25 protein-coding genes are annotated in these 19,369 nt (G+C 61.7%); 15 read left to right on the plus strand and 10 right to left on the minus strand.

What is annotated here, in order from left to right; translation table 11 throughout:
- Nucleotides 1-60: 60 nt before the first annotated feature.
- From V6617_RS00940 to purH, 3 genes are all read left to right on the plus strand, one after another.
- On the plus strand, nucleotides 61-1,368 hold the full coding sequence (locus tag V6617_RS00940; RefSeq protein ID WP_338608495.1) for an RsmB/NOP family class I SAM-dependent RNA methyltransferase: 1,308 nt from the start codon (nucleotides 61-63) through the stop codon (nucleotides 1,366-1,368).
- Between the two features lie 80 nt (nucleotides 1,369-1,448).
- Nucleotides 1,449-3,101 carry a heparinase II/III family protein gene (locus tag V6617_RS00945; protein ID WP_338608496.1) on the plus strand — a complete coding sequence of 551 codons (1,653 nt, stop codon included), beginning with the start codon at nucleotides 1,449-1,451 and terminating at the stop codon, nucleotides 3,099-3,101.
- Nucleotides 3,102-3,186: 85 nt separating this feature from the next.
- Nucleotides 3,187-4,779, plus strand: coding sequence for a bifunctional phosphoribosylaminoimidazolecarboxamide formyltransferase/IMP cyclohydrolase (purH, locus tag V6617_RS00950; protein ID WP_338608497.1), 1,593 nt, complete (start codon nucleotides 3,187-3,189; stop codon nucleotides 4,777-4,779).
- 292 nt (nucleotides 4,780-5,071) lie between these two features.
- Here purH and deoD read toward each other — a convergent pair whose 3' ends face one another.
- Nucleotides 5,072-5,782, minus strand: a complete 711-nt coding sequence (gene deoD, locus V6617_RS00955) for a purine-nucleoside phosphorylase (protein WP_338608498.1) — start codon at nucleotides 5,780-5,782, stop codon at nucleotides 5,072-5,074.
- A gap of 177 nt (nucleotides 5,783-5,959) precedes the next feature.
- Between deoD and leuD the strand changes: the two genes are divergently transcribed.
- The 3 genes from leuD to leuB are packed head-to-tail and all read left to right on the plus strand — an operon-like array spanning nucleotide 5,960 to nucleotide 8,150.
- Entirely contained in the window at nucleotides 5,960-6,565 is a 606-nt protein-coding gene (leuD, locus tag V6617_RS00960) for a 3-isopropylmalate dehydratase small subunit (RefSeq protein WP_338608499.1), read from the plus strand.
- A gap of 44 nt (nucleotides 6,566-6,609) precedes the next feature.
- Nucleotides 6,610-7,041, plus strand: coding sequence for a GNAT family N-acetyltransferase (locus tag V6617_RS00965; protein WP_338608500.1), 432 nt, complete (start codon nucleotides 6,610-6,612; stop codon nucleotides 7,039-7,041).
- Between the two features lie 11 nt (nucleotides 7,042-7,052).
- The gene (leuB, locus tag V6617_RS00970; protein WP_338608501.1) at nucleotides 7,053-8,150 is read left to right on the plus strand and encodes a 3-isopropylmalate dehydrogenase; all 1,098 of its coding nucleotides are present in this window, start codon (nucleotides 7,053-7,055) and stop codon (nucleotides 8,148-8,150) included.
- 167 nt (nucleotides 8,151-8,317) lie between these two features.
- Here leuB and V6617_RS00975 read toward each other — a convergent pair whose 3' ends face one another.
- Nucleotides 8,318-8,578 (minus strand): hypothetical protein, encoded by a 261-nt coding sequence (locus V6617_RS00975; protein WP_338608502.1) that lies wholly within the window; start codon nucleotides 8,576-8,578, stop codon nucleotides 8,318-8,320.
- Between the two features lie 136 nt (nucleotides 8,579-8,714).
- Here V6617_RS00975 and V6617_RS00980 point away from each other — a divergent pair, with 136 nt between their 5' ends.
- Entirely contained in the window at nucleotides 8,715-9,776 is a 1,062-nt protein-coding gene (locus V6617_RS00980; protein ID WP_338608503.1) for a LacI family DNA-binding transcriptional regulator, read from the plus strand.
- Nucleotides 9,777-9,794: 18 nt separating this feature from the next.
- Here the strand turns inward: V6617_RS00980 and V6617_RS00985 are convergent, their stop codons facing one another.
- Nucleotides 9,795-10,859 carry an LLM class flavin-dependent oxidoreductase gene (locus tag V6617_RS00985; protein WP_338608504.1) on the minus strand — a complete coding sequence of 355 codons (1,065 nt, stop codon included), beginning with the start codon at nucleotides 10,857-10,859 and terminating at the stop codon, nucleotides 9,795-9,797.
- 6 nt (nucleotides 10,860-10,865) lie between these two features.
- Nucleotides 10,866-11,354: a ferritin-like domain-containing protein gene (locus V6617_RS00990; RefSeq protein ID WP_338608505.1), complete on the minus strand. Its 489-nt coding sequence runs from the start codon at nucleotides 11,352-11,354 to the stop codon at nucleotides 10,866-10,868.
- Nucleotides 11,355-11,464: 110 nt separating this feature from the next.
- Between V6617_RS00990 and V6617_RS00995 the strand changes: the two genes are divergently transcribed.
- From V6617_RS00995 to V6617_RS01015, 5 genes are all read left to right on the plus strand, one after another.
- Nucleotides 11,465-12,022 (plus strand): acyloxyacyl hydrolase, encoded by a 558-nt coding sequence (locus V6617_RS00995; RefSeq protein ID WP_338608506.1) that lies wholly within the window; start codon nucleotides 11,465-11,467, stop codon nucleotides 12,020-12,022.
- Nucleotides 12,023-12,135: 113 nt separating this feature from the next.
- Nucleotides 12,136-12,693 (plus strand): fasciclin domain-containing protein, encoded by a 558-nt coding sequence (locus V6617_RS01000; RefSeq protein WP_338608507.1) that lies wholly within the window; start codon nucleotides 12,136-12,138, stop codon nucleotides 12,691-12,693.
- Nucleotides 12,694-13,028: 335 nt separating this feature from the next.
- Nucleotides 13,029-14,069, plus strand: coding sequence for an aspartate-semialdehyde dehydrogenase (locus tag V6617_RS01005; RefSeq protein WP_338608508.1), 1,041 nt, complete (start codon nucleotides 13,029-13,031; stop codon nucleotides 14,067-14,069).
- A complete protein-coding gene (locus tag V6617_RS01010; RefSeq protein ID WP_338608509.1) occupies nucleotides 14,066-14,377 on the plus strand; it encodes a YciI family protein in 312 nt (103 codons plus the stop codon). Before V6617_RS01005 ends, V6617_RS01010 begins: the two co-directional genes overlap by 4 nt.
- Nucleotides 14,378-14,458: 81 nt before the next feature.
- Nucleotides 14,459-15,343 carry an EamA family transporter gene (locus tag V6617_RS01015; protein ID WP_338608510.1) on the plus strand — a complete coding sequence of 295 codons (885 nt, stop codon included), beginning with the start codon at nucleotides 14,459-14,461 and terminating at the stop codon, nucleotides 15,341-15,343.
- Here V6617_RS01015 and V6617_RS01020 read toward each other — a convergent pair.
- Nucleotides 15,327-15,677 (minus strand): hypothetical protein, encoded by a 351-nt coding sequence (locus V6617_RS01020; protein ID WP_338608511.1) that lies wholly within the window; start codon nucleotides 15,675-15,677, stop codon nucleotides 15,327-15,329. The two genes, V6617_RS01015 and V6617_RS01020, sit on opposite strands and share 17 nt — an antisense overlap.
- Before the next feature lie 5 nt (nucleotides 15,678-15,682).
- Nucleotides 15,683-16,327: a carbonic anhydrase gene (locus tag V6617_RS01025; protein ID WP_338608512.1), complete on the minus strand. Its 645-nt coding sequence runs from the start codon at nucleotides 16,325-16,327 to the stop codon at nucleotides 15,683-15,685.
- A 128-nt stretch (nucleotides 16,328-16,455) separates the two neighbouring features.
- Here V6617_RS01025 and V6617_RS01030 point away from each other — a divergent pair, with 128 nt between their 5' ends.
- Nucleotides 16,456-16,665, plus strand: coding sequence for a DUF1737 domain-containing protein (locus tag V6617_RS01030; RefSeq protein WP_338608513.1), 210 nt, complete (start codon nucleotides 16,456-16,458; stop codon nucleotides 16,663-16,665).
- Here the strand turns inward: V6617_RS01030 and V6617_RS01035 are convergent.
- Nucleotides 16,656-16,904 carry a YdeI/OmpD-associated family protein gene (locus tag V6617_RS01035; protein ID WP_338608514.1) on the minus strand — a complete coding sequence of 83 codons (249 nt, stop codon included), beginning with the start codon at nucleotides 16,902-16,904 and terminating at the stop codon, nucleotides 16,656-16,658. The genes V6617_RS01030 and V6617_RS01035 overlap by 10 nt on opposite strands.
- A 4-nt stretch (nucleotides 16,905-16,908) precedes the next feature.
- Nucleotides 16,909-17,316 (minus strand): VOC family protein, encoded by a 408-nt coding sequence (locus V6617_RS01040; protein ID WP_338608515.1) that lies wholly within the window; start codon nucleotides 17,314-17,316, stop codon nucleotides 16,909-16,911.
- A gap of 79 nt (nucleotides 17,317-17,395) precedes the next feature.
- Between V6617_RS01040 and V6617_RS01045 the strand changes: the two genes are divergently transcribed.
- Nucleotides 17,396-17,848 carry a MarR family winged helix-turn-helix transcriptional regulator gene (locus tag V6617_RS01045; protein ID WP_338608516.1) on the plus strand — a complete coding sequence of 151 codons (453 nt, stop codon included), beginning with the start codon at nucleotides 17,396-17,398 and terminating at the stop codon, nucleotides 17,846-17,848.
- A 108-nt stretch (nucleotides 17,849-17,956) separates the two neighbouring features.
- Here the strand turns inward: V6617_RS01045 and V6617_RS01050 are convergent, their stop codons facing one another.
- Complete coding sequence (locus V6617_RS01050) at nucleotides 17,957-18,169, minus strand: hypothetical protein (RefSeq protein WP_338608517.1); 213 nt, start codon at nucleotides 18,167-18,169, stop codon at nucleotides 17,957-17,959.
- A 64-nt stretch (nucleotides 18,170-18,233) separates the two neighbouring features.
- Between V6617_RS01050 and V6617_RS01055 the strand changes: the two genes are divergently transcribed.
- Nucleotides 18,234-18,533 (plus strand): hypothetical protein, encoded by a 300-nt coding sequence (locus tag V6617_RS01055; protein ID WP_338608518.1) that lies wholly within the window; start codon nucleotides 18,234-18,236, stop codon nucleotides 18,531-18,533.
- Here the strand turns inward: V6617_RS01055 and V6617_RS01060 are convergent.
- On the minus strand, nucleotides 18,530-19,129 hold the full coding sequence (locus tag V6617_RS01060) for an NUDIX domain-containing protein (protein ID WP_338608519.1): 600 nt from the start codon (nucleotides 19,127-19,129) through the stop codon (nucleotides 18,530-18,532). The two genes, V6617_RS01055 and V6617_RS01060, sit on opposite strands and share 4 nt — an antisense overlap.
- Nucleotides 19,130-19,369 lie beyond the last annotated feature (240 nt).

The following is a 19,369-nucleotide window of genomic DNA, read 5'->3' on the forward strand; positions in this document are numbered from 1 at the left end:
GGGGGGATTCGGTCCGCCCTGACCTGAAGCCCCACACACCCAAATTTAGGCGAAAAAAGTTTGAACGAAACACGCGATCTGCCTGGCCTCAAGCTTCGGCTTGAGGCCGCTTTTCATCTCAAATCGGTCCTGGAGGGCAAGCCGTTCGCCCCCATCGGGCCGGACCGGCTGGCCCAAAGCCGCGACCGGGCGCTGGCCAACCGCATGGTGACCATCGCCCTGCGCCATCATGGACAGATCGATGCCGTTTTTAAAGAGGTGCTCGCCAAGGGCGTTCCCCAGCGGGCCGGCATTTTGGAAGCGGTTCTGCGTATAGCCATCGCGCAATTGTTGTGGCTCGACGATATCGCTGCCCATTCGGCCATCCATCTGGGTGTCGAATCGGCGCGGGCCGACAAGCGGGCCGGTCGGTTCGACAAGCTGGTCAATGGCGTGTTGCGTTCGGTGCAACGCCAGAGCGAACAGTTCCAGGCGCTCGATGGCGATACCCTGATTCCCGGCTGGCTGGCCGCGCAATGGGCCGGCACCTATGGCGCCGATGCCGTGGCGCGCTTTGCCGAAATCCTCATCCAGTCCCCGCCGCTCGATCTGACGCTCAAATCCCCCGATCCCGATCTGATTGCCGTCCTGGGCGGCCAGCCCGTGCTCGGTGAGACCGTGCGCCTTGCAGAACGCGATGCGGCGGTGGCCGATCTTGCCGGCTTTGCAGAGGGAAAATGGTGGGTGCAGGATGTTTCCGCCGCTTTGCCCGCCCGGCTTTTGAACGCTGGCGCCGGCGAAGCCATTCTCGATCTCTGCGCCGCGCCGGGCGGCAAGACCGCTCAATTGGCCTCCGCAGGGGCCAGGGTTACCGCGCTCGATATTTCGGCCGACCGCATGGCCCGCGTCCGGGCCAATCTCGACCGCCTCGAGCTGAACGCGGAGATCGTTGTCGCCGACGCTCTCGATTACGCGCCGGGGCCGGTTTTCGATGCCGTATTGCTCGATGCTCCCTGTTCGGCCACGGGCACGTTCCGCCGTCACCCCGAGGTGCTGTTGCACCGCAACGCCCAGGGCATTGCCGAGCGCGTGGCTTTGCAGCGCAAAATGCTGGCCCACGCCACCGCGCTTCTCAAGCCGGGCGGGCGGCTCATCTATTGCGTGTGCTCGCTCGAGCGCGGCGAGGGTGAAGATCAACTAGCCTGGGTGCAATCGAGCTTGCCCGAACTCGAGCCGTCTGCGATCGCTGCCAGCGAACTTGACGGCTGGGATACGCCCCTCACGCCCCAGGGCGCTGTGCGGCTCACGCCGGCCATGGCGCTGCCCAACGGGGTTGGCGGCGCACTCGATGGCTTTTTCATCGCTCGCTTCATCAGAAAGCCGGTCTGAAATGGCGGCAAAGTGCGGCTCAAGCCCTGTGGTTAACGCCAAGTTGATGGTACAATCTGGCCCGCGAGTAGGGTTCGTGTATGGGCGTGTTTGAAGTTTTGCGTTTCGGTCTCAAGCGCGGCGGCATGGGTATTGCCGACCGGTGCGTGACCAATCCCCTGTTTTCCTGGACGTGGTCGGGAGCGGGCGAAATCCGTTTCGTTCCCCGCCTGGCCGAATTCCGGCCGGCCGACTCCCAGACCATTGTCGAGATGATGGAGGGCAAATATCTGCTCTCGGGCCGCATGGTGGAAACCGGCGGCACCTCGCCCTTTGCCGTCGAAAGCGATTTCGACGACTGGTTTGCCGATCTGCACGGCTTTGGCTGGCTGCGCCATTTTTCCGCTGTCACCGACCCCGGCCAGCGGGCCTTTGCCCGCACGCTGGTGCTCGACTGGATCGCCCGGTTCGGCGCGTTCGAGGCCGAGGCCTGGGACCTGTTCATCACGGCGCGGCGGGTGCTCAACTGGCTCAAATCGCTCTCGCTGCTGTTTGACGGCGCAACGCCAGATCAGTCCCGGGCGATCCTGCGCTCGCTTTCGATCCAGGTGCAATCGCTCAAGGTGCGCGCGCCGCTGGTTTACGGGCCGGTCACGCGGCTGATGGTGGAAATCGCGCTGGTCGGGGCTGCATTGAGCGAAAGCGAGGAGCCAAAGGACCTTGTCGCCCATGTGGACGGGCTTGGGGCTCTGCTTGCAACCGTGCTTGGCGATGACGGGCTGGTGAAAAACCGCAATCCCTTCACCCAGATCCAGATCCTTTCCGAGATCATCCCAGTCAATCAGGCCCTCGGCCAGCGGCACGGCCACATGTCGGCTGCCATCGGGCTGCGGATCGAAGCCATGCACCGGGCGCTCGAAAAGCTGGTACTGGGCACGCGCGAGCCGGTCTATGCCAATGGCTGCGGCCAGGTGCCGGTCGAGCTGGTCCTTGCCATCACCGCCCAATCGGGCGTGCGCAGTTCAGGCTCGAGCCTGTGCGGTGGCTATGGCATTCTTGTGGACGGTCCGAGCAAGCTGATTGCCGATTGCGGGCTGGTCCCGCCGCTCCCTTTCGCCCGCGACGCCCATGCGGGGGGCCTCAGTTTCGAATATGCGTCCGGTTCGACGCTGGTGGTGGGCAATTGCGGCCCGGCACCGGCCGGCTTGTCCGACAGCGGCAATCTGTTCCGCCACACATCCGCCCACAGCGCGCCGACCATCGACGACATGTCGAGCGCGCGGGTCGGGGGCGGGTCGATGGCGGGCAACGCCCTGCGCCGGCGCGGCCCGGAGCCGCTGATGTCGCTTGACGAGGCCGAAAACACCCTTGAGTTGACCACTGGCGCCTATCGTGACCGCTACGGGCTCGATATCGTCCGGCGCCTCACCCTGATGGGCGGCGGGCAGACGCTTGTGGGGCAGGACCGGTTCGTTGCGGCGGGGAACCGCTCCCGCCAGCAGGGCGCCTTCACCATCCGCTTCCATCTCGCCCCCGGCGTGGCGTTGGAGCGCTCGAGCGGGGAAGCGTTTTTCAGGCTCACCTATCGCAATGGTGAGGTCTGGGCGTTCCTGTGGGAAGGGGCCGAAGCCGATATCGACGACAGCGTGCGCCATTCGGCCTATTTCGGGCTCAACCGCACGCGACAGATTGTCCTGCACGGCCCGGCCCGCTCCGATACCGACATTGCCTGGGTTTTCACGCGGCAGAGCTAGTGCCGGGGCCTATTCCCGTTTGAGGAAAACCGTGATAGGCCCGCGCCCATCTTTCCCCTCTCAACAAAAAAGCGCAGGACTTCCCATGGCTCATGCTTGTGCAACCAAGGTCAAACGGGCGCTGCTCTCGGTCTCCGACAAGACCGGCATCATCGAATTTGCAACCTCGCTGGTGGCGCTCGGCGTTGAGATCGTTTCGACCGGCGGCACCCGCAAGGCGCTCGCCGAGGCCGGGCTGCCGGTGATCGACATTTCCGAGGTGACCGGGTTTCCCGAAATCATGGACGGGCGGGTCAAGACGCTCCACCCCAAGGTGCATGGGGGTCTTCTGGGCATCCGCGGCAACGACGCGCACAAATCGGCCATGCGCATTCATGACATCTCGCCCATCGATCTTTTGGTCGTGAACCTTTATCCTTTCGCCCAGACCGTCGCCAAGGGCGGCGATTATGATGAAGTTATCGAAAACATCGACATCGGCGGCCCCGCCATGATCCGTGCCGCCGCCAAGAACCATGGCGATGTCACCGTCATCGTCGACCCCGACGACTACCGCGACGTGCTGGCTGCCCTCAAGGAGCGCGGCGAAGTCGCCTATGACGCGCGCCAGAAATATGCCGCCAAGGCCTATGCGCGCACCGCGGCATACGATGCGGGGGTTTCCAACTGGTTCGCCAAAACCCTCGATCTGCCCGATCTCACCTGGCGGTGCTTTTCGGGTAAATTGCGCGAAGTGATGCGCTATGGGGAAAACCCGCACCAATGGGCGGCGTTCTATGCCGATGGCTCCAACCGCCCCGGCGTTGCCACTGCCACCCAGATCCAGGGCAAGCAGCTCTCGTTCAACAACATCAACGATACCGACGCCGCGTTCGAGCTGGTCGCTGAATTCGATCCCGAGCACGCCGCCGGCGTCGCCATTATCAAGCACGCCAATCCGTGCGGTGTGGGGCAGGGCAGAACGCTTGTCGAAGCCTATCAGGCGGCGCTCAAATGCGATCCGGTCTCGGCCTTTGGCGGCATCGTGGCGCTCAACCGTCCGCTCGACGAGGCGGCAGCGATCGAGATCGTCAAGCTCTTCACCGAAGTGATCATCGCCCCCGGCGCCACCGACGACGCCATCTCGATCATCGAATCCAAGAAAAACCTGCGCCTGCTGGTCACCGACTGCCTGCCCGATGCCAAGGCCGAAGGGCTCACCGTCCGCTCGGTTGCCGGGGGCCTTCTGGTTCAGACTCGCGACAACCAGAACGCCGATGATTGCGAGCTCAAAATCGTCACCAAGCGCGCGCCGACCGAAGCCGAAATGGCCGATCTGCTGGTCGCGGCCAAGGTCGCCAAGCACGTCAAGTCCAACGCCATCGTCTATGTCAAGGACGGCGCCACGGTCGGTATCGGGGCCGGGCAGATGTCCCGCGTCGATTCGGCCCGGATCGCGCACAAGAAATCAAAGGATGCCGCCAAGGCCGCCAAGGAAAAGGGCGCCTTGACAGAAGGCTCGGTCGTTGCGTCCGATGCCTTCTTCCCCTTCGCCGACGGGCTCGAAGCGCTTGTCGAAGCGGGCGCCACCGCCGTCATCCAGCCGGGCGGGTCGGTGCGCGACGAAGAGGTCATCGCCGCCGCCGACAAGGCGGGTCTGGCCATGGTGTTCACCGGCATGCGCCATTTCAGGCATTAATTCGGTCTCACGGCGCGCACCGCTGCGGGCATGAGGCGTTAAAACCGCACTATGCCCCCCGCTGCGCCTGCGACGGCGCGGCCAAAAAGTTGGCCCCAGCCCGCGAGCATAGCTCGCTTGGGCGTTCCGCCTTCAAATCGATCCACCGGATCGATTTGCCCCGCAAAGCGGGTCAGGCAAAACTCCTCAGCTTCGCTTCGTCCGGCCTCACTCACGCTGAAAAACCAGCCGAGCGCTGCCTGCCCGTCCTAACCCTCTCACGCAAGCGCTGGGTGAGGGGGCCTTCCTCTCCTTACGCCCCCACCGCCACGTCCAGCGCAATCTCCACCATATCGCTCAGCGACGTCTGCCTTGCCTCTGCGTCGATCTCGTCGCCGGTGATCAGGCAATCGGTCATCGTGCAGATGGTCAGCGCTTTCGCCCCGAACCGGGCGGCCAGCGTATAAAGCGTTGCCGCTTCCATCTCGACGCCCAGCACGCCATGCTCGATCAGCTTGCTGTAAGCCTCCAGCCCGGAGGGGTGATAGAAGATGTCGGACGAAACGATCCCGCCCACATGCACTGTCTTGCCCTTGGCTCGCGCCGCGTCGTCAGCGGCCCGCAGCAGGGAAAAATCGGCGGCGGGTGCATAATTGTAGTTTCCGAACGCGCCCGTAACGATCGTTGAATCGGTGGCCGCCGAGGCCCCGATCACCACGTCGCGCACTTTCACCTTGGTGTTGAGCCCGCCGCATGTGCCCACGCGGATCATGGTCTTGACGCCATAGGTGTTCAAAAGCTCATGCACATAAATCGCTGTCGAAGGCTGGCCCATGCCGGTCGCCTGCACCGAAACGGGCTTGCCGTTCCAGGTGCCGGTAAAGCCCAGGCAATTGCGCACCGAATTGACGAGTTTTGCGTCTTCGAGAAACGTCTCGGCGATCCATTTGGCACGCAGCGGGTCGCCGGGCAGCAGCACCGCTTCGGCATAATCGCCGGGATTGGCATGATTGTGCGGCGTCATCTTTTATCCTTTGGTCAAAATCTGGCGCGCACCATACTTTGCGGCCTTGGCCCGTGCAATGGCCCGAGCCTGCTTGGCAAGCGCGCGCGATTGCATTAGAGACAGACAAGCCAAATCGTACCGCCGGGTACGGTTGCGCGTTGCGCGACAGACCGGCGCCCTGTGGGAGAAAAAGTCATGGACAAGTTCACGACATTGACGGGTGTTGCCGCGCCCATGCCGATCATCAATATCGACACCGACATGATTATTCCCAAACAATACCTCAAGACCATCAAGCGCACCGGTCTGGGTACCGCGCTGTTCGCCGAGATGCGCTACAATGAGGATGGCAGCGAAAAGGCAGATTTCGTTCTCAACAAGCCCGCCTATCGCGAGTCGAAAATCGTCATCGCCGGCGACAATTTCGGCTGTGGTTCCTCGCGAGAACACGCGCCCTGGGCGCTGCTCGATTTCGGCATTCGTTGCGTGATCTCCACAAGCTTTGCCGATATTTTCTACAACAACTGCTTCAAGAACGGCATCCTGCCCATCGTGGTTACCCCCCAACAGCTCGACCTGCTGCTCGACGATGCCGATCGCGGCTCGAACGCCACGCTGACCGTCGATCTGGAAAACCAGACGATCTCCGGCCCCGATGGCGGCACCATCACTTTCGATATCGACCCGGGCCGCAAGCACATCCTGCTCGAAGGGCTCGACGATATCGCCATGACGCTGAAAAGGGATGATTCAATCGCGGGGTACGAAGGCAAGATGGCCGAAAACCGCCCCTGGGTTTAGGCGCGCATTGCGCGCACTGCGTTGGCGGGGAGGCGAGGATAGGGATGGAGATCGTTTTCAAGCCCGATCCAGCGCAAGACGACGTCGATGCCGTTCTCGCGCCGCTCGCCGAGGCTTCCGAGAAAGCCCGTCCGGGCGCCAATGTGCGGCGGATCGGCTTCCTGCTCAAGGATTCGCAGACTGAAGCGGTGATTGGCGGTCTGATCGGAAATGCCATCTATGAATGGCTGTTTATCAATCTGCTCGCCGTTCCAGAAAGCCTGCGCGGTCAGGGCTATGGTGTCGAACTCATGGCTCGCGCGGAACGCTGGGCGCGTGAACAGAACCTGACGGGCATATGGCTCGATACCTTTGCGTTTCAGGCGCCGGAGTTTTACGTCAAGCTCGGATTCACGCCGTTCGGAACGATCAATGACCACCCGGCGGGCTCACGCCGGCTTTTCTTCCAAAAGCGGCTTGCGCCGCATTCTGCCTGACAAGGATCACCATGGCCTCCAACACCCTCTTCCTCCTCCCCGGCGACGGCATCGGCACTGAGATCATGGCCGAGGTCGAAAAGCTCATTGCCCATCTCAACGGGACCGGCGCGACCGATTTTTCATATGAGAGCGGCCTTGTCGGCGGTTGCGCCTATGATGCGCATGGGGTGGCGATTTCCGAGGCGGACATGGAAAAGGCGCTGGCTGCAGATGCGGTGATCTTTGGCGCTGTGGGCGGGCCGAAATGGGACGATGTGCCCTATGATGTGCGCCCCGAGGCGGGGCTTTTGCGCCTGCGCAAGGATCTGGGCCTGTTTGCCAATCTGCGTCCCGCCATCTGCTATTCGGCGCTGGCCGATGCCTCCTCGCTCAAAAAGGAACTGGTCGAAGGGCTCGATATCCTGATCGTGCGCGAGTTGACCGGCGGGGTCTATTTCGGTGAACCCAAAAAAATTACCGATCTGGGCAATGGCCAGAAGCGCGCCATCGATACCCAGGTTTATGAAAGCTACGAGATCGACCGCATCGCGCGCGTCGCTTTCGATCTGGCCATGACGCGCGGCAAGAAGGTCCATTCGGCCGACAAGAAGAACGTCATGAAGTCGGGCGTCCTTTGGGACGAGGTGGTCAAGCAGGCCGGCAAGGACTATCCCGAAATCGATCTGCACCACATCTTGGCCGACAATGCGGCGATGCAGCTTGTACGCAATCCAAAACAGTTCGACGTGATGGTCACCGACAATTTGTTCGGCGACATCCTTTCGGACGCCGCCGCCATGCTGACCGGCTCGCTGGGCATGCTGCCCTCGGCTTCGTTGGGCGCACCCGATCCGGTAACCGGCAAGCGCAAGGCGCTTTATGAACCCGTGCACGGCTCGGCCCCCGATATCGCCGGGCAGGGCGTCGCCAACCCCATCGCCATGTTTGCCTCTTTCGCCATGGCGCTGCGCTATTCGTTCGGCATGGTCGATCTGGCGACCAAACTGGAAACGGCGATTTCCGACGTTCTCGAGGACGGTTTGCGCACCGGCGACATCATGCAGACCGGAGCTCGCAAGGTCACGACCGGCGAAATGGGCGACGCGATCATCGCGAAACTGGGCTAGCGCCGGCCGTTTACCACCGCGCTCTCATCCCGGCTCAGGGCCGGGATGAGAGCGGTGCGAGAGGGAACAGCACCGCGCGCCCTATCGCCAGTTAAGCCTCCCAAATCCCCTTGAGCAGCCGTTAGCGCCTTGCCGCCTACCGTAATCACGGTCGTCGAAACCTTCGTCTAAAGCCCATCGTGAGGGCGTTGGTGGGTGCTGACCTCATGCCAGGTGCCCTTGAGCGCGTCGTGCACCTCTTCGGGGTCGAGTCCGGCATCCTCGAGGATTCTTGGATCATGGCGCGCCAGGCGGGCCAATTCGAACAGGTGCTTTTGACGGTCTATCCATTTTGCAATGAAACCAAAATCGGGTGCAGGAACGCGCAATGGCTTGAGCGGCAGCCGGATATGGGGCGTCAGAAGCTTGGCAAGGTTGGGAATCGCCATTTGATATCCCTTCGACAGACACAATGAATCGATTCAAAACTGGATGCTGCATGACTTCGAGTCAAGCAAAACTTGAATCGGTTCAATCCATACGCGATAGTGGTTGGAACAGATCGTGGAGCGTGAAGGGTGATGAATGGGTGAGGGCAAAGGCGCCAGATTGTCCGATGTGGCAAAAGCCGCCGGGGTCTCGCAAGGGACGGTGTCCAATGTCTTTAACAGGCCCCAGCTTGTGCGCGCCGAAGTGCGCGAGCAGGTCAGAATGGCTGCGGAAAGGCTTGGCTATGGCGGGCCTGACCCCAAGGGGCGGCTGTTGCGGGCCGGCAAGGTCAATGCGATTGGCGTGGCCACGTCCGAACCGCTCGGCTATTTTTTCGAGGACCCGTTCGCGCGGACCCTCATGCAGGGGATAACCGAGGCGTGCGACGCCAGCGGCACTGGCATCTCGCTGGTTTCGGCCGTCTCGGAAGAAGCTCTCGCCTGGAACATGCACAGCGCGCTTGTCGATGGGTTCATCCTGTTCTGCCTTGTGGGCGCCGACAAGCTGATTGCCCATTCGCTCGAACGCAAACTGCCCTTCGTTGCGCTGGCCTTTGGCGAAACCGACACCTCCATCTCCATCATCGGGATCGACAATGTCGCGGGTGCACGGCTTGCGGCCCGTCATCTGGTCGATCTCGGGCACAGGCGGTTCGCCGTTCTCGCGCTCGAATTCCAAGACGGCAGAGCGGGACCTGCCGACCTGGCGGATGTGGAGGCCGCGATCTATCCCGCGCCGCGCGAGCGCCTCAAAGGCTATTTCGAGATCCTGGCCAGCGCCGGCATCGATCTTGCGACCGTGCCGATCTACAATACGCTCAACGAGCCCGAGACGGTCGCGGCCGGGCTCGAGCACATTTTTTCCCTCAAAGAAAAGCCCACCGCCATTCTGGCCCAATCGGACAGGATCGCCTTGGAGGCGATGGCCTGGTTGCGCGATCACGGGTATGGGGTTCCGGGCGATGTCTCGGTTGTCGGCTTTGACGGCGTGCCCGAAGCCGCGGTCTCCGAGCCGCCCCTGACCACCATCAGCCAGCCGATAAAAGAACTCGGCCGGCGCGCCGTCAACGCCATCCTCACCCCGCAGGCCGACCCTGTTCAGGAGTATCTCGAAATCGCGTTGAGCGTGCGCGGTTCGACGGCTGCGCCGCGGTCATGAGCGTGCCGACAGGCCCGCTCACGCGTCCCAGATCTCCTTGAGCAGCCGGTAGCTCTCCAGTCGCTTGTCGTAATCATGGACGGTGGTTGAAACCATGACCTCGTCGGCATTGGTTTCAACCACCTTCTCGGCGATTTTCGCCTTCACCGTTTCGGGGCTGCCCACGATCCACAGATTGGATTGGCTTTCGACAAAGGCGCGCTCCTGATCGGTCCAGGGATAATTGTCAGAGTCTTCGGGCGGCGCGATCTTTTGCGGGTCGTTGGAGCGCAGGCGCAGCCAGGTCAACTCCATCGATTTCGAAAGGTGCTGCGCTTGCTCGTCGGTCGGCGCGCAGATCACCGCAACGCACAAAATGGCGTGCGGCGTCGCGAACTGGTCCGAGGGCCGAAAGCTGCGCCGGTAAGCATCGAAGGCCAGCCCGGCCGGGGTGGGTGAAAAATGCGAGGCAAACGCATAGCCGATCCCGTATTGCCCGGCCATCTGCGCCGATGCGCCCGAGGACCCTAAAAGCCAGATCGGGGGCAGGGGCACTTCTGCGGGCACGACCTTGACGCGCGCCAGCGGGTGATCGTCTGGAAACCCGCCGCGCTCATAGGCCAGCATTTCGGCAAATTCGTGCGGGAAATCCTCGCCATTGGTCGAGCGCAGGGCGCGCAGGGTCAGCCCGTCCGAGCCGCCGGCCCGCCCGATCCCCAGATCGATGCGGCCGGGATAAAGCCCCTCGAGGGTGCGATAGGTCTCGACCACCCGCAAGGGAACATGGTTGGGCAGCATCACTCCACCCGCGCCGACATTGATGCGCTTTGTATGCGCTGCCGCGTGGGCGATGAGGATATCGGGAGCCGAGGAGGCAATCGAGGGCATGCCGTGATGTTCGGCGTACCAGAGGCGCACAAACCCCATCTCGTCGCCCAGCCGGGCCAGATCGAGGGTTTTGGCGAGCGCCTCTTTGGTGGAATAGCCTTGCGAGATCGGCGCAAGGTCCTGGATGGAAAGCGGGGGCAAAGTCATTTTGCCAAGATGGGAGAAGGCGCGCTCCGGTTCAAGCGCGCCTTCATCGGTATTTTGCGATTTATCCAAAAAAGCTCATGCGGCTTTCTGGTTGAGTTGGTCTTCGCCGAGCCGGAGCAGCTTGTTGTCGGCGTCCTTTTCCTCGGCCAGCGTTTCGCGCAGATGGCCCAGCACCTCTTCGTGTCCCAGTTCCCTGGCCCAGGAAACCAGGGTGCCGTAGCGGGTGATCTCGTAATGCTCGACGGCCTGGCCGGCGGCGATCAGGGCTGCGTCCTTGGTCTTGGCGTTGGAAATTTCACCGATCAGTTCCTCGGCTTCCTCGATGATCCCTTCGATGGCCGGGCATTCTTCGGCCTGGGGTTTCTGGCCCAAAATCCTGAACACTTCATCGAGGCGGGAAACATGGGTTTTGGTTTCTTCCAGATGTTCCTCGAACGCCTTTTTGAGCGGAGCGGCGCCGGCTTCCTTGACCATTGTGGGGAGCTTTTTCACGATCAGGGTTTCGGCGAAATAGATGTCCTGAAGCGTGTGGATGAACAGATCCTGTAGCGAAGAAATCGACATGATGGTAAGTCTCCGTTGGTGGTGCCGGACAACGGATTGCGCCTTGAGTGCGTTCCGATCCTGTGTCACACAACCGGAGCGGTGGCTGAAATCAGGGCTTTTGGGTGATCATGCGTAAATCTGTGATAGTGGCGCTCGGTGCGATGATGGTTGCCAGCCCCGTTGCCGCCCAGGATATCGCGCTCGACGAATTGCGGGCCGGCGTGTTCTTTCATTCGGCCTATGGCGGCTTTCTGCCCACCGGCAACAATTGGGATTTGTCGCGCCTCGAGGATGTGAAATTTTCGGCGCTGTTTACCTCCCCCGATATCGAGGCTTTCCGCTGGATCGGCTCGCCGCGCCCCGAGATCGGCGCGACGCTTAATTTCAACGGCCGCGAAAACATCCTGCACGCCAATCTCAACTGGCAGATCCCGGTGTTCGAAACTCCGCTTTATCTCGAACTGGGCTTCGGGGCCGCGGTCACCGATGGGGCCCTGTCGGGCGCGACCCTGCCGGCGCGCAATTTCGGCTGTTCGTTCAATTTCTACGATGCGGCGGGCATCGGGGCCAATGTCAGCGAAAACGTCACGGTCACCTTGCGCTACGAGCACATCTCAAATCTCGAGCTGTGCGCGCCCAATGAGGGGCTGTCCAATCTGGGCGTGATGGTCGGCGTCAAGTTCTGAGCGCAAGCCGCGCAGAGCCGTCTGAAACTCTTTTGCCTGAGCGCCCGTAGTTCTCCCTGTCAACACGGCCAATGGGGCCGATGCACACTTCATTCCCATCAGGGGGGATCATTATGCTCAAATTCGTTTCCGCTCTCGCGCTCGGTGTCGCCATCTCGTTCGGCGCGTCCACCGCCATTTTCGCTCAGGACAATCCCATGGTCGGCGGCGCGCCGATGTCGCCTGAAATGAACATCATCGAAAACGCCGTCAATTCGGCCGATCACACAACGCTGGTTGCCGCTGTCCAGGCTGCCGGGCTCGTCGATACGCTCCAGGGCCCCGGCCCGTTCACCGTCTTTGCACCGACCAACACCGCGTTCGGCAATCTGCCCGCCGGAACCGTCGATACGCTGCTCGAGCCGGAAAACCTCGAAATGCTCCAGAAGGTTCTGACCGCCCATGTCATCGCCGGCAATTATTCGGCCGCAGAGCTGATGGCCATGGCCGAGGAAAATGACGGCGCGTTCGGTCTGGAAACCGTTTCGGGCGATCTGCTCGGCTTCCAGATCATCGGCGGCTCGCTCAAGGTGATCGATGAAAACCGCTCGGTCGCCGACATCACCATTGCCGACGTCAACCAGTCCAATGGCGTGATCCACGTTGTCGATGCGGTCCTCGTCCCCAACTGATAAAACGCGTCTCCCTTGCGTTGGAGGGCCCCGTCGCTTGCGGCGGGGCCTTTTGCTTTTCGGGTTGACCTTGGCAAAGCACCAAGAACCGCGTATGAAGCTGATCCCGAACGGCAGGAGCCCTTTTGCATGGGTTTTGCGACCATGACAGCGCTGCTCGATAGGACCGGCGATTGCGCCGGGACAAGACCGTTCGCACTCAAAACCACCACCAAAACCGCTTGACGCACTCCCCGGGCCAGTCCCTCCCGGCGGGGAGGGCGGCAAGACAATCTGTGGCCGAGCGGGTTTAGACCCCGCGGCACGGGAGGTGGGGTGAAAGGATAAGACATATTATGGGTTACAAGGTTGCTATCGTCGGTGCCACCGGCAATGTGGGCCGCGAAATGCTCGACATTCTCGCCGAGCGCAATTTCCCGATCGATGAACTGGTGCCGCTGGCATCGTCACGTTCGGTCGGGCGCGAAGTGAGCTTCGGGGACAAGGTTCTCAAGTGCAAAAACCTTGATGATTTCGATTTCACCGGCACCGATTTCGTGCTGATGAGCGCGGGCGGCGACATCTCCAAGCAATGGGCGCCCAGGATCGGCGCGACCGGCGCCATAGTCATCGATAATTCCTCGGCCTTCCGCTACCACGAGGACGTTCCGCTGATCGTGCCGGAAGTCAACGCCGACGTTCTCGATGCCTATATGGCGAAGAACGACCGCAAGAACATCATCGCCAACCCCAATTGCTCGACGGCCCAGCTCGTGGTGGCCCTCAAGCCCCTGCACGATCTGGCCCAGCTGACCCGCATCGTGGTTTCGACCTACCAGTCGGTTTCGGGCGGCGGCAAGGATGCCATGGACGAGCTGTGGAATCAGACCAAGGGCATTTTCGTCAACGACAGCCCCACGCCCAACAAGTTCACCAAGCAGATTGCCTTCAACGTCATTCCCCACATCGATGTGTTCATGGAAGACGGGTACACCAAGGAAGAGTGGAAGGTTCTGGCCGAAACCAAAAAGATGCTCGATCCCAAGATCAAGGTCACCTGCACCGCCGTGCGCGTGCCGGTGTTCGTTGGCCATTCCGAAGCGGTCAACATGGAATTTGCCCGGCCGATTTCGCCCGACGAGGCGCGCGACGCGCTGCGCGATGCGCCTGGGATCGTGGTGCTCGACAAGCGCGAGAACGGCGGCTACATGACCCCGGTCGAATCCAAGGGCGAAGACGCCACCTATGTCAGCCGCATCCGCGAGGACGTGACCGTGGAAAACGGGCTGGTCATGTGGGTGGTCTCGGACAATCTGCGCAAGGGCGCGGCCCTCAACACCGTCCAGATCGCCGAAACGCTGATCGCGCGCGGTCTGATGAAAAGTCAGGCCGCATGATGCGCTGGGCAGCTCTTTTCACCGACAAGACCGAGGGTGCAGCCGAGATCCGCGCCGAGCATACCGCGGACCATCAGGCCTATCTGCGCAAATACAAAGGCAAGATCGTTCTGGCCGGCGCCATGCGTGCCCAGGAAGGCGGCAGCCCGGTTGGTGGGCTGTGGATCTTCGAGGCCGAGACCAAGGCCGAGGTCGAAAAGATCATCGCCGAGGATCCGTTCCAGATCCACGGCCTGCGCGCCACCACCACAATCAATGTCTGGGGCACCGCTCCGGGCTATGAAGATGTGGCGATCGCACCACGCTGAAATTTCATCGGTGAGTGATGACAGGGCAGGGGCGGTGCGCTAGAGCAGGGCCCCTGCCTTTTTGTTCTTGCGAGCCTCCCCATGCCCCTTCGCGACATCCTGATCGCCCTCGTTGTCGTTGCGATCTGGGGGTTCAATTTTACGGTCATCAAACTCAGCATTGCCGAATTGCCGCCGTTGCTCTCGGCGGCGCTGCGGTTCTTTTTCGCCGCCGTGCCGGTGGTGTTGTTCATCCCCCGGCCCAAAGCGCCCTGGCTTTTGGTTGCCGGGTATGGGCTGTTCATGGCCTGCGCGCTTTATGCGCTGCTCAACCTGACGCTGTTTTTAGGCCTTTCGGCGTCCCTCGCCTCGCTCGCCCTGCAGGTGCAGGCGATGTTTACCATCGCCATTGCGTTCTTCGTCTTCGGCGAGGTGCCGCGCAAGCTCCAGATCGTGGGCGGTATCGTGGCATTCGGCGGCATCGGCGTCATCGCCTGGGGCCACGGGTCGGGGGGCGAGTTGCTGCCGCTGGCCATATTGATGCTGGCGGCGCTGAGCTGGGGCGTCGCCAACAATATCTCCAAACGGGCCGGCTCGATCCCCATGCTGCCGTTCACGGTCTGGGGCAATCTTATTGGCTCGATCCCGCTGTTTGTGTTTTCGTTCACCTTCGAGGGCGGTCCGGCCATTTTCGACTATATCGATCCGCCGAGCTGGAATGCGGTGATGCTGGTCGCCTTCCTGGCCTATCCCGCGACGCTGTTCGGGTTCACCATGTGGTCGGGTCTTTTATCGCGCCATTCGGCGGCGACAGTGGCGCCCTTCACCCTTCTGGTTCCCATCGCGGGAATTTCGTCGGGGGTCCTGATTCTGGGCGAACCGATTTATGGAGCCGATGTGGCGGGTGGCATCCTGATCTTTGTCGGGCTCATTCTGACGGTTGCCAGGATGAGGCCCAGACAGGTGCCGATCAATCCGGGCGCATGACCGGTATTTCGCCTCCCCCCGCGACGAATTTCTGCTGGGCTCGCAAAAACATCTGAACCCAATCGTTCTCGGGGCTGCAAACGAGGTCTTCGCTGGTCCACCCGGTTTGCATGCCCTCCCAGAGCTCGTCGGAAATATAAGTGCGGAGCACCGCGCTCATCTCATCGAGCGCGGTGTTGTAATTGGGGTCGACGGCAATGGTATCGCACTGGGCCGCGATCTCTTGATACATCTGGGTCAGAAGCACCATTCGCATCAACGCGTCGTCCTGTGCCGACGCCGGATTTCCAGCGCCAGCGACGAGAACGAAACCGAGAGCAAAAAGCCGCTTCATCGGCATTACAGCTCAGGTCGCATGAAGTCGCCGCTTTCCCCGTTCATCGTCCAGAGTTCGCCCGAGGAAATGTCGAACCACGCCCCGTGCAGCGAAAGCTCATTGGCCTCGACGCGGTCCTTGACGAAGGGAAAGGTCAAAAGATTGCCGATCGACTGGCGGATGACGATGCGCTCGAGCGCGGTTTGCTGTTCGGAGGCGGTCAGGAGCGAATTGGCCTCGACCTTGCCGGCCACCTCCTCGATCATGGTCAGCCATTTGCCGATAAAGGCGCCCTCGGGCGCGTGTCCGGCCGCGGTGGCCAGGGCCCCGGCAATGCCGCCGCAGCGGCCATGGCCCATGACCACGATGTTTTCGACCTTTAAATGAATGATCGCAAATTCGATGGCCGAGGAGGTGCCGTGATAGGCGGCGTCCGGCCCGAAGGGCGGCACAAGATTGGCGACGTTGCGCAGGACGAACAACTGCCCCGGCCCGCAATCGAAAATCGTTTCCGGCGCGGCGCGCGAATCGCAGCAGGCAATCACCATTGTCGTCGGTTTCTGGCCCTCTTCGGCCAGCTTTCTGTAACGCTGGCTCTCGGTCGCATACCGCCCCGACATGAAGTTGCGGTAGCCCTCGATCAGGAAGGGCGGGAATTGCTGCGTCATGCTCGCATCCTTTTGTACTCTGTCCGCCCCTGCCGATTAGCCCCTGACGCGGCCAAGATCAATCGCTATGGTGTCGGCGCTGCGTGCAAATGTGCTGGCGCGCAGCGCTGTAAGGAGTTTTGATTTCCATGATGATCTACCGTTTTTTGTCCGGCGACGATGATTCGGCCTTTTGTCACAAGGTGACCAAAGCGCTCTCGGACGGCTGGCTGCTGTACGGCGCCCCCCATTACGTCTTCGATGCCGCCACGGGCAAAATGCGCTGCGGCCAGGCGGTGACCAAGGACGTCGAGGACCAGCCCTACGATCCGGACAAAAAGCTCGTCGATTACGTCTGAGCCCCCCACTTCATGGCCATATAGACCCCGCCCGTCTGCAGTTCGTCGAGCATCTGGGTGATCCGCTTTTCGCGCGTTTGCGGGCGCTTGGCGCGGGCGATCCAGCCCAGATAGTCGTTGCGCTGATAGGCGGGCCGCTCGTCATAGGCGGCGCGCAGCCCCGCCTCTTCGAGCCTTTGCCCGATATCGTCGGGCATGGGTTGGATGGGGCGGCTGAGGCGCGAAGTGCCGGCGCTCATGGCTTCACATATGGGCGGTGATGACCACCGATTCCGTATTGCGGTCATGGGGACCGTGCCAGACAGCCTCGATATTGTTGCCGTCGGGATCGAGAACGAAGCAGGCATAATAGCCGGGATGGTAGGGCCGCTCGCCCGGCGCGCCATTGTCAGTGCCGCCGGCCTTGAGACTGGCTTTGTAAAACGCATCGACCATGTCGGGTCCTGTCGTCTGGAACGCCAGATGCACCTTGCTCACATAATCGTCGGCCGCATCGACGAACAATTCATCGGACACGAAAAACGATTCCGTTTCCAGGGTCAGCTCGCGGCCCAGCGCGCCCAGTGCGGCACGATAGAAGTCCCGGCTCTTTTGGAGATCGCTGACCCTAAGGTGCACATGATCGATAAGCCGTCCCCGGTGGAGTTCCATGGTGAATTTCCGATGCGATCGTTGGCAATAGATATTTAGCTATGCTAACAATTAGCTTTACTAATTGAAAGAGAATTCTGTGTCCCAATCCCACAAGTCGCGCGCCCTGCAATTGCTCCATCGTCTGGTTCTGCCGCTCGACAGGGCGCTGCAGGCGGCAGACCGGCAGACCGGATGCAGCGCGGCGCAGCTTTCGGCGCTTTCGGTGATCCATTTTCTCAAGGCCAATACCATTGGCCGGTTGGCGGCTCAGGAAAAGATCTCGGCGCCCACGGCCTCCCGGCTCGTTGAGGGCCTGGTGCGTCAGGGGCTGGCGCGCCGCGCCGATGGAGATGATCGTCGCTCGGGTCGCATCGAAGTTACCGTGGCGGGATTGGCTGCGGTCGAAGTCGCCTGTGCGGCGCGCGAAGCGATCCTGGCCGATCTGCTCGTGGGGTTGAGCGAAGAGGAATGGCTTCAATTGCGCGCCGTTTCCGGCGCGCTGGCGCGGGAGCTCGATGTGGGGCCGGGTTCGGTCCATCCGAACGCCTAGAGCCCGGCCTTACCCGATCGCGTTAAAAATACAAAGCAGGGCCGACGTGAGCAGGCCCCGCTTCTTTGCACATGCGCTCGGGCGGCCCACCGGCCACCCGGAGGCAAATCAGTCGTTCATTTCTTCGGAAACGGCAACGCCTGCAGCCGCACCGCCGGCCCCGCCCACTACGGCGCCGGGCGTGCCGGCGACAGATCCGCCGACGGCCGCGCCTGCGCCGCCGCCAACTGCCGCCCCTGTCATGTTCTGCTGGGTCGAGGTGCAGCCGGAGACGGCCAGGGCACCGGCCATGACGAGGGCAATCGAAGCAAATGTTTTCATGATCTGGCATTCCTTCCATGAGGTTGGTTCTCGTGGCAAACTTATTGTCCCCGCTCACGGTTCCATGGACGATTGGGCAGACCTTTGCCGATCCGGCCCGCTGCCTGACATCAAAAAGCCGCCCTCGGACTGTGCAATCGGTTGTGGTTCAACGGTTCGCAGGGAGGCCGGGATTCCAACCGACAGCTTTTCACTTATTGTCATCGGCGCCATTGCGCTGGTGGCGTTCTGGCTGGTCTTTTCGCTGGTGCGCAAGGCGTTCGGGCTGGTGCTGCTTGTGGCGCTGGCCATTGGCGCGTGGGTGCTCTGGAGCAATCCCCAATTGCTCCATTCGGTGACCGGCACGTTCCTTGTCGCTCCTTAGCCCCGCCTTGGGTCCGCCAAAAGCCCATTGATTGCGGCGTACTGGATCAGCGCCACACTCTTGGCATCGATGATCTGTCCCTGATCGATCATCGCCAGTGCCTGATCGAATCCGGCTTCGACAAGCGTGATCTCCTCGCCCTCCTCGGCCAGTCCGCCGCCCGGGCCGCGCCTGCAGCCTTCGTCGTAAAAGCCGACAAAGCAGTGGATTTTCTCGCTCAATGATCCGGGGCTGGCATAGATCTGGAACGCAAACTGCAGGCGGGAGGGCACGATGCCGGTCTCCTCGAGCGCTTCCTTTTTCGCGCAGGTTTCCGGGTCGTCCCTCTCGAGCAGTCCGGCGCACACTTCGATCAGATTGCCATCGTCGCCATTGAGGTGAGGCGGCAGGCGGAACTGGCGCACCAGCGTCATCACCCGGCGGTCGGTATCGAGCAGCAGAATCGCCGCGGCGCTGCCGTGGTCATAGACCTCGCGGGTCAGCGAAACGCTGGTTCCGTCCCGGCGCGGATAGGCCAGCACATATTCGGTCAGGCTGCCCCAGGCGCGTGCGAGTATTTTTTTGGCTGTGATGGTGATCGCGTTGTGGGCTGGCATCTTGACTTTACCTTGTGGGTAAACCTGGCTGACATTTCTCCACTCTTGCCTCGACTTAACCGGTGCTGTCCAGTGCTAGACTAAAATATGACTTTGAAAGTCAATATTTTAGCAGGCGCCGCGTTGGCCGTTTTCAGACCAAAGACGTAAGCGCGGCCCTTTGACGAATGGGGAAAGCGCGATTAGAAGTTGGCCGCAAGTTTTCTGCCGGGCAACCGGCGCTGTGTGCCCGGCGGCTCC

The organism is Pelagibacterium nitratireducens, assembly GCF_037044555.1.
GTDB classification, from domain to species: domain Bacteria; phylum Pseudomonadota; class Alphaproteobacteria; order Rhizobiales; family Devosiaceae; genus Pelagibacterium; species Pelagibacterium nitratireducens.

Coding starts and splice junctions, on each gene's coding strand:
- purH (WP_338608497.1), top strand. CDS start 3,187: ATGGCTCATGCTTGTGCAACCAAGGTCAAACGGGCGCTGCTCTCGGTC.
- V6617_RS01010 (WP_338608509.1), top strand. CDS start 14,066: ATGATGCGCTGGGCAGCTCTTTTCACCGACAAGACCGAGGGTGCAGCC.
- V6617_RS01040 (WP_338608515.1), bottom strand. CDS start 17,316: ATGGAACTCCACCGGGGACGGCTTATCGATCATGTGCACCTTAGGGTC.
- deoD (WP_338608498.1), bottom strand. CDS start 5,782: ATGACGCCGCACAATCATGCCAATCCCGGCGATTATGCCGAAGCGGTG.
- V6617_RS01005 (WP_338608508.1), top strand. CDS start 13,029: ATGGGTTACAAGGTTGCTATCGTCGGTGCCACCGGCAATGTGGGCCGC.
- V6617_RS01025 (WP_338608512.1), bottom strand. CDS start 16,327: ATGACGCAGCAATTCCCGCCCTTCCTGATCGAGGGCTACCGCAACTTC.
- V6617_RS01030 (WP_338608513.1), top strand. CDS start 16,456: ATGATGATCTACCGTTTTTTGTCCGGCGACGATGATTCGGCCTTTTGT.
- V6617_RS01035 (WP_338608514.1), bottom strand. CDS start 16,904: ATGAGCGCCGGCACTTCGCGCCTCAGCCGCCCCATCCAACCCATGCCC.
- leuB (WP_338608501.1), top strand. CDS start 7,053: ATGGCCTCCAACACCCTCTTCCTCCTCCCCGGCGACGGCATCGGCACT.
- leuD (WP_338608499.1), top strand. CDS start 5,960: ATGGACAAGTTCACGACATTGACGGGTGTTGCCGCGCCCATGCCGATC.
- V6617_RS00990 (WP_338608505.1), bottom strand. CDS start 11,354: ATGTCGATTTCTTCGCTACAGGATCTGTTCATCCACACGCTTCAGGAC.
- V6617_RS01050 (WP_338608517.1), bottom strand. CDS start 18,169: ATGAAAACATTTGCTTCGATTGCCCTCGTCATGGCCGGTGCCCTGGCC.
- V6617_RS01015 (WP_338608510.1), top strand. CDS start 14,459: ATGCCCCTTCGCGACATCCTGATCGCCCTCGTTGTCGTTGCGATCTGG.
- V6617_RS01060 (WP_338608519.1), bottom strand. CDS start 19,129: ATGCCAGCCCACAACGCGATCACCATCACAGCCAAAAAAATACTCGCA.
- V6617_RS00995 (WP_338608506.1), top strand. CDS start 11,465: ATGCGTAAATCTGTGATAGTGGCGCTCGGTGCGATGATGGTTGCCAGC.
- V6617_RS00965 (WP_338608500.1), top strand. CDS start 6,610: ATGGAGATCGTTTTCAAGCCCGATCCAGCGCAAGACGACGTCGATGCC.
- V6617_RS00980 (WP_338608503.1), top strand. CDS start 8,715: ATGGGTGAGGGCAAAGGCGCCAGATTGTCCGATGTGGCAAAAGCCGCC.
- V6617_RS01000 (WP_338608507.1), top strand. CDS start 12,136: ATGCTCAAATTCGTTTCCGCTCTCGCGCTCGGTGTCGCCATCTCGTTC.
- V6617_RS01055 (WP_338608518.1), top strand. CDS start 18,234: ATGGACGATTGGGCAGACCTTTGCCGATCCGGCCCGCTGCCTGACATC.
- V6617_RS00975 (WP_338608502.1), bottom strand. CDS start 8,578: ATGGCGATTCCCAACCTTGCCAAGCTTCTGACGCCCCATATCCGGCTG.
- V6617_RS00945 (WP_338608496.1), top strand. CDS start 1,449: ATGGGCGTGTTTGAAGTTTTGCGTTTCGGTCTCAAGCGCGGCGGCATG.
- V6617_RS01020 (WP_338608511.1), bottom strand. CDS start 15,677: ATGAAGCGGCTTTTTGCTCTCGGTTTCGTTCTCGTCGCTGGCGCTGGA.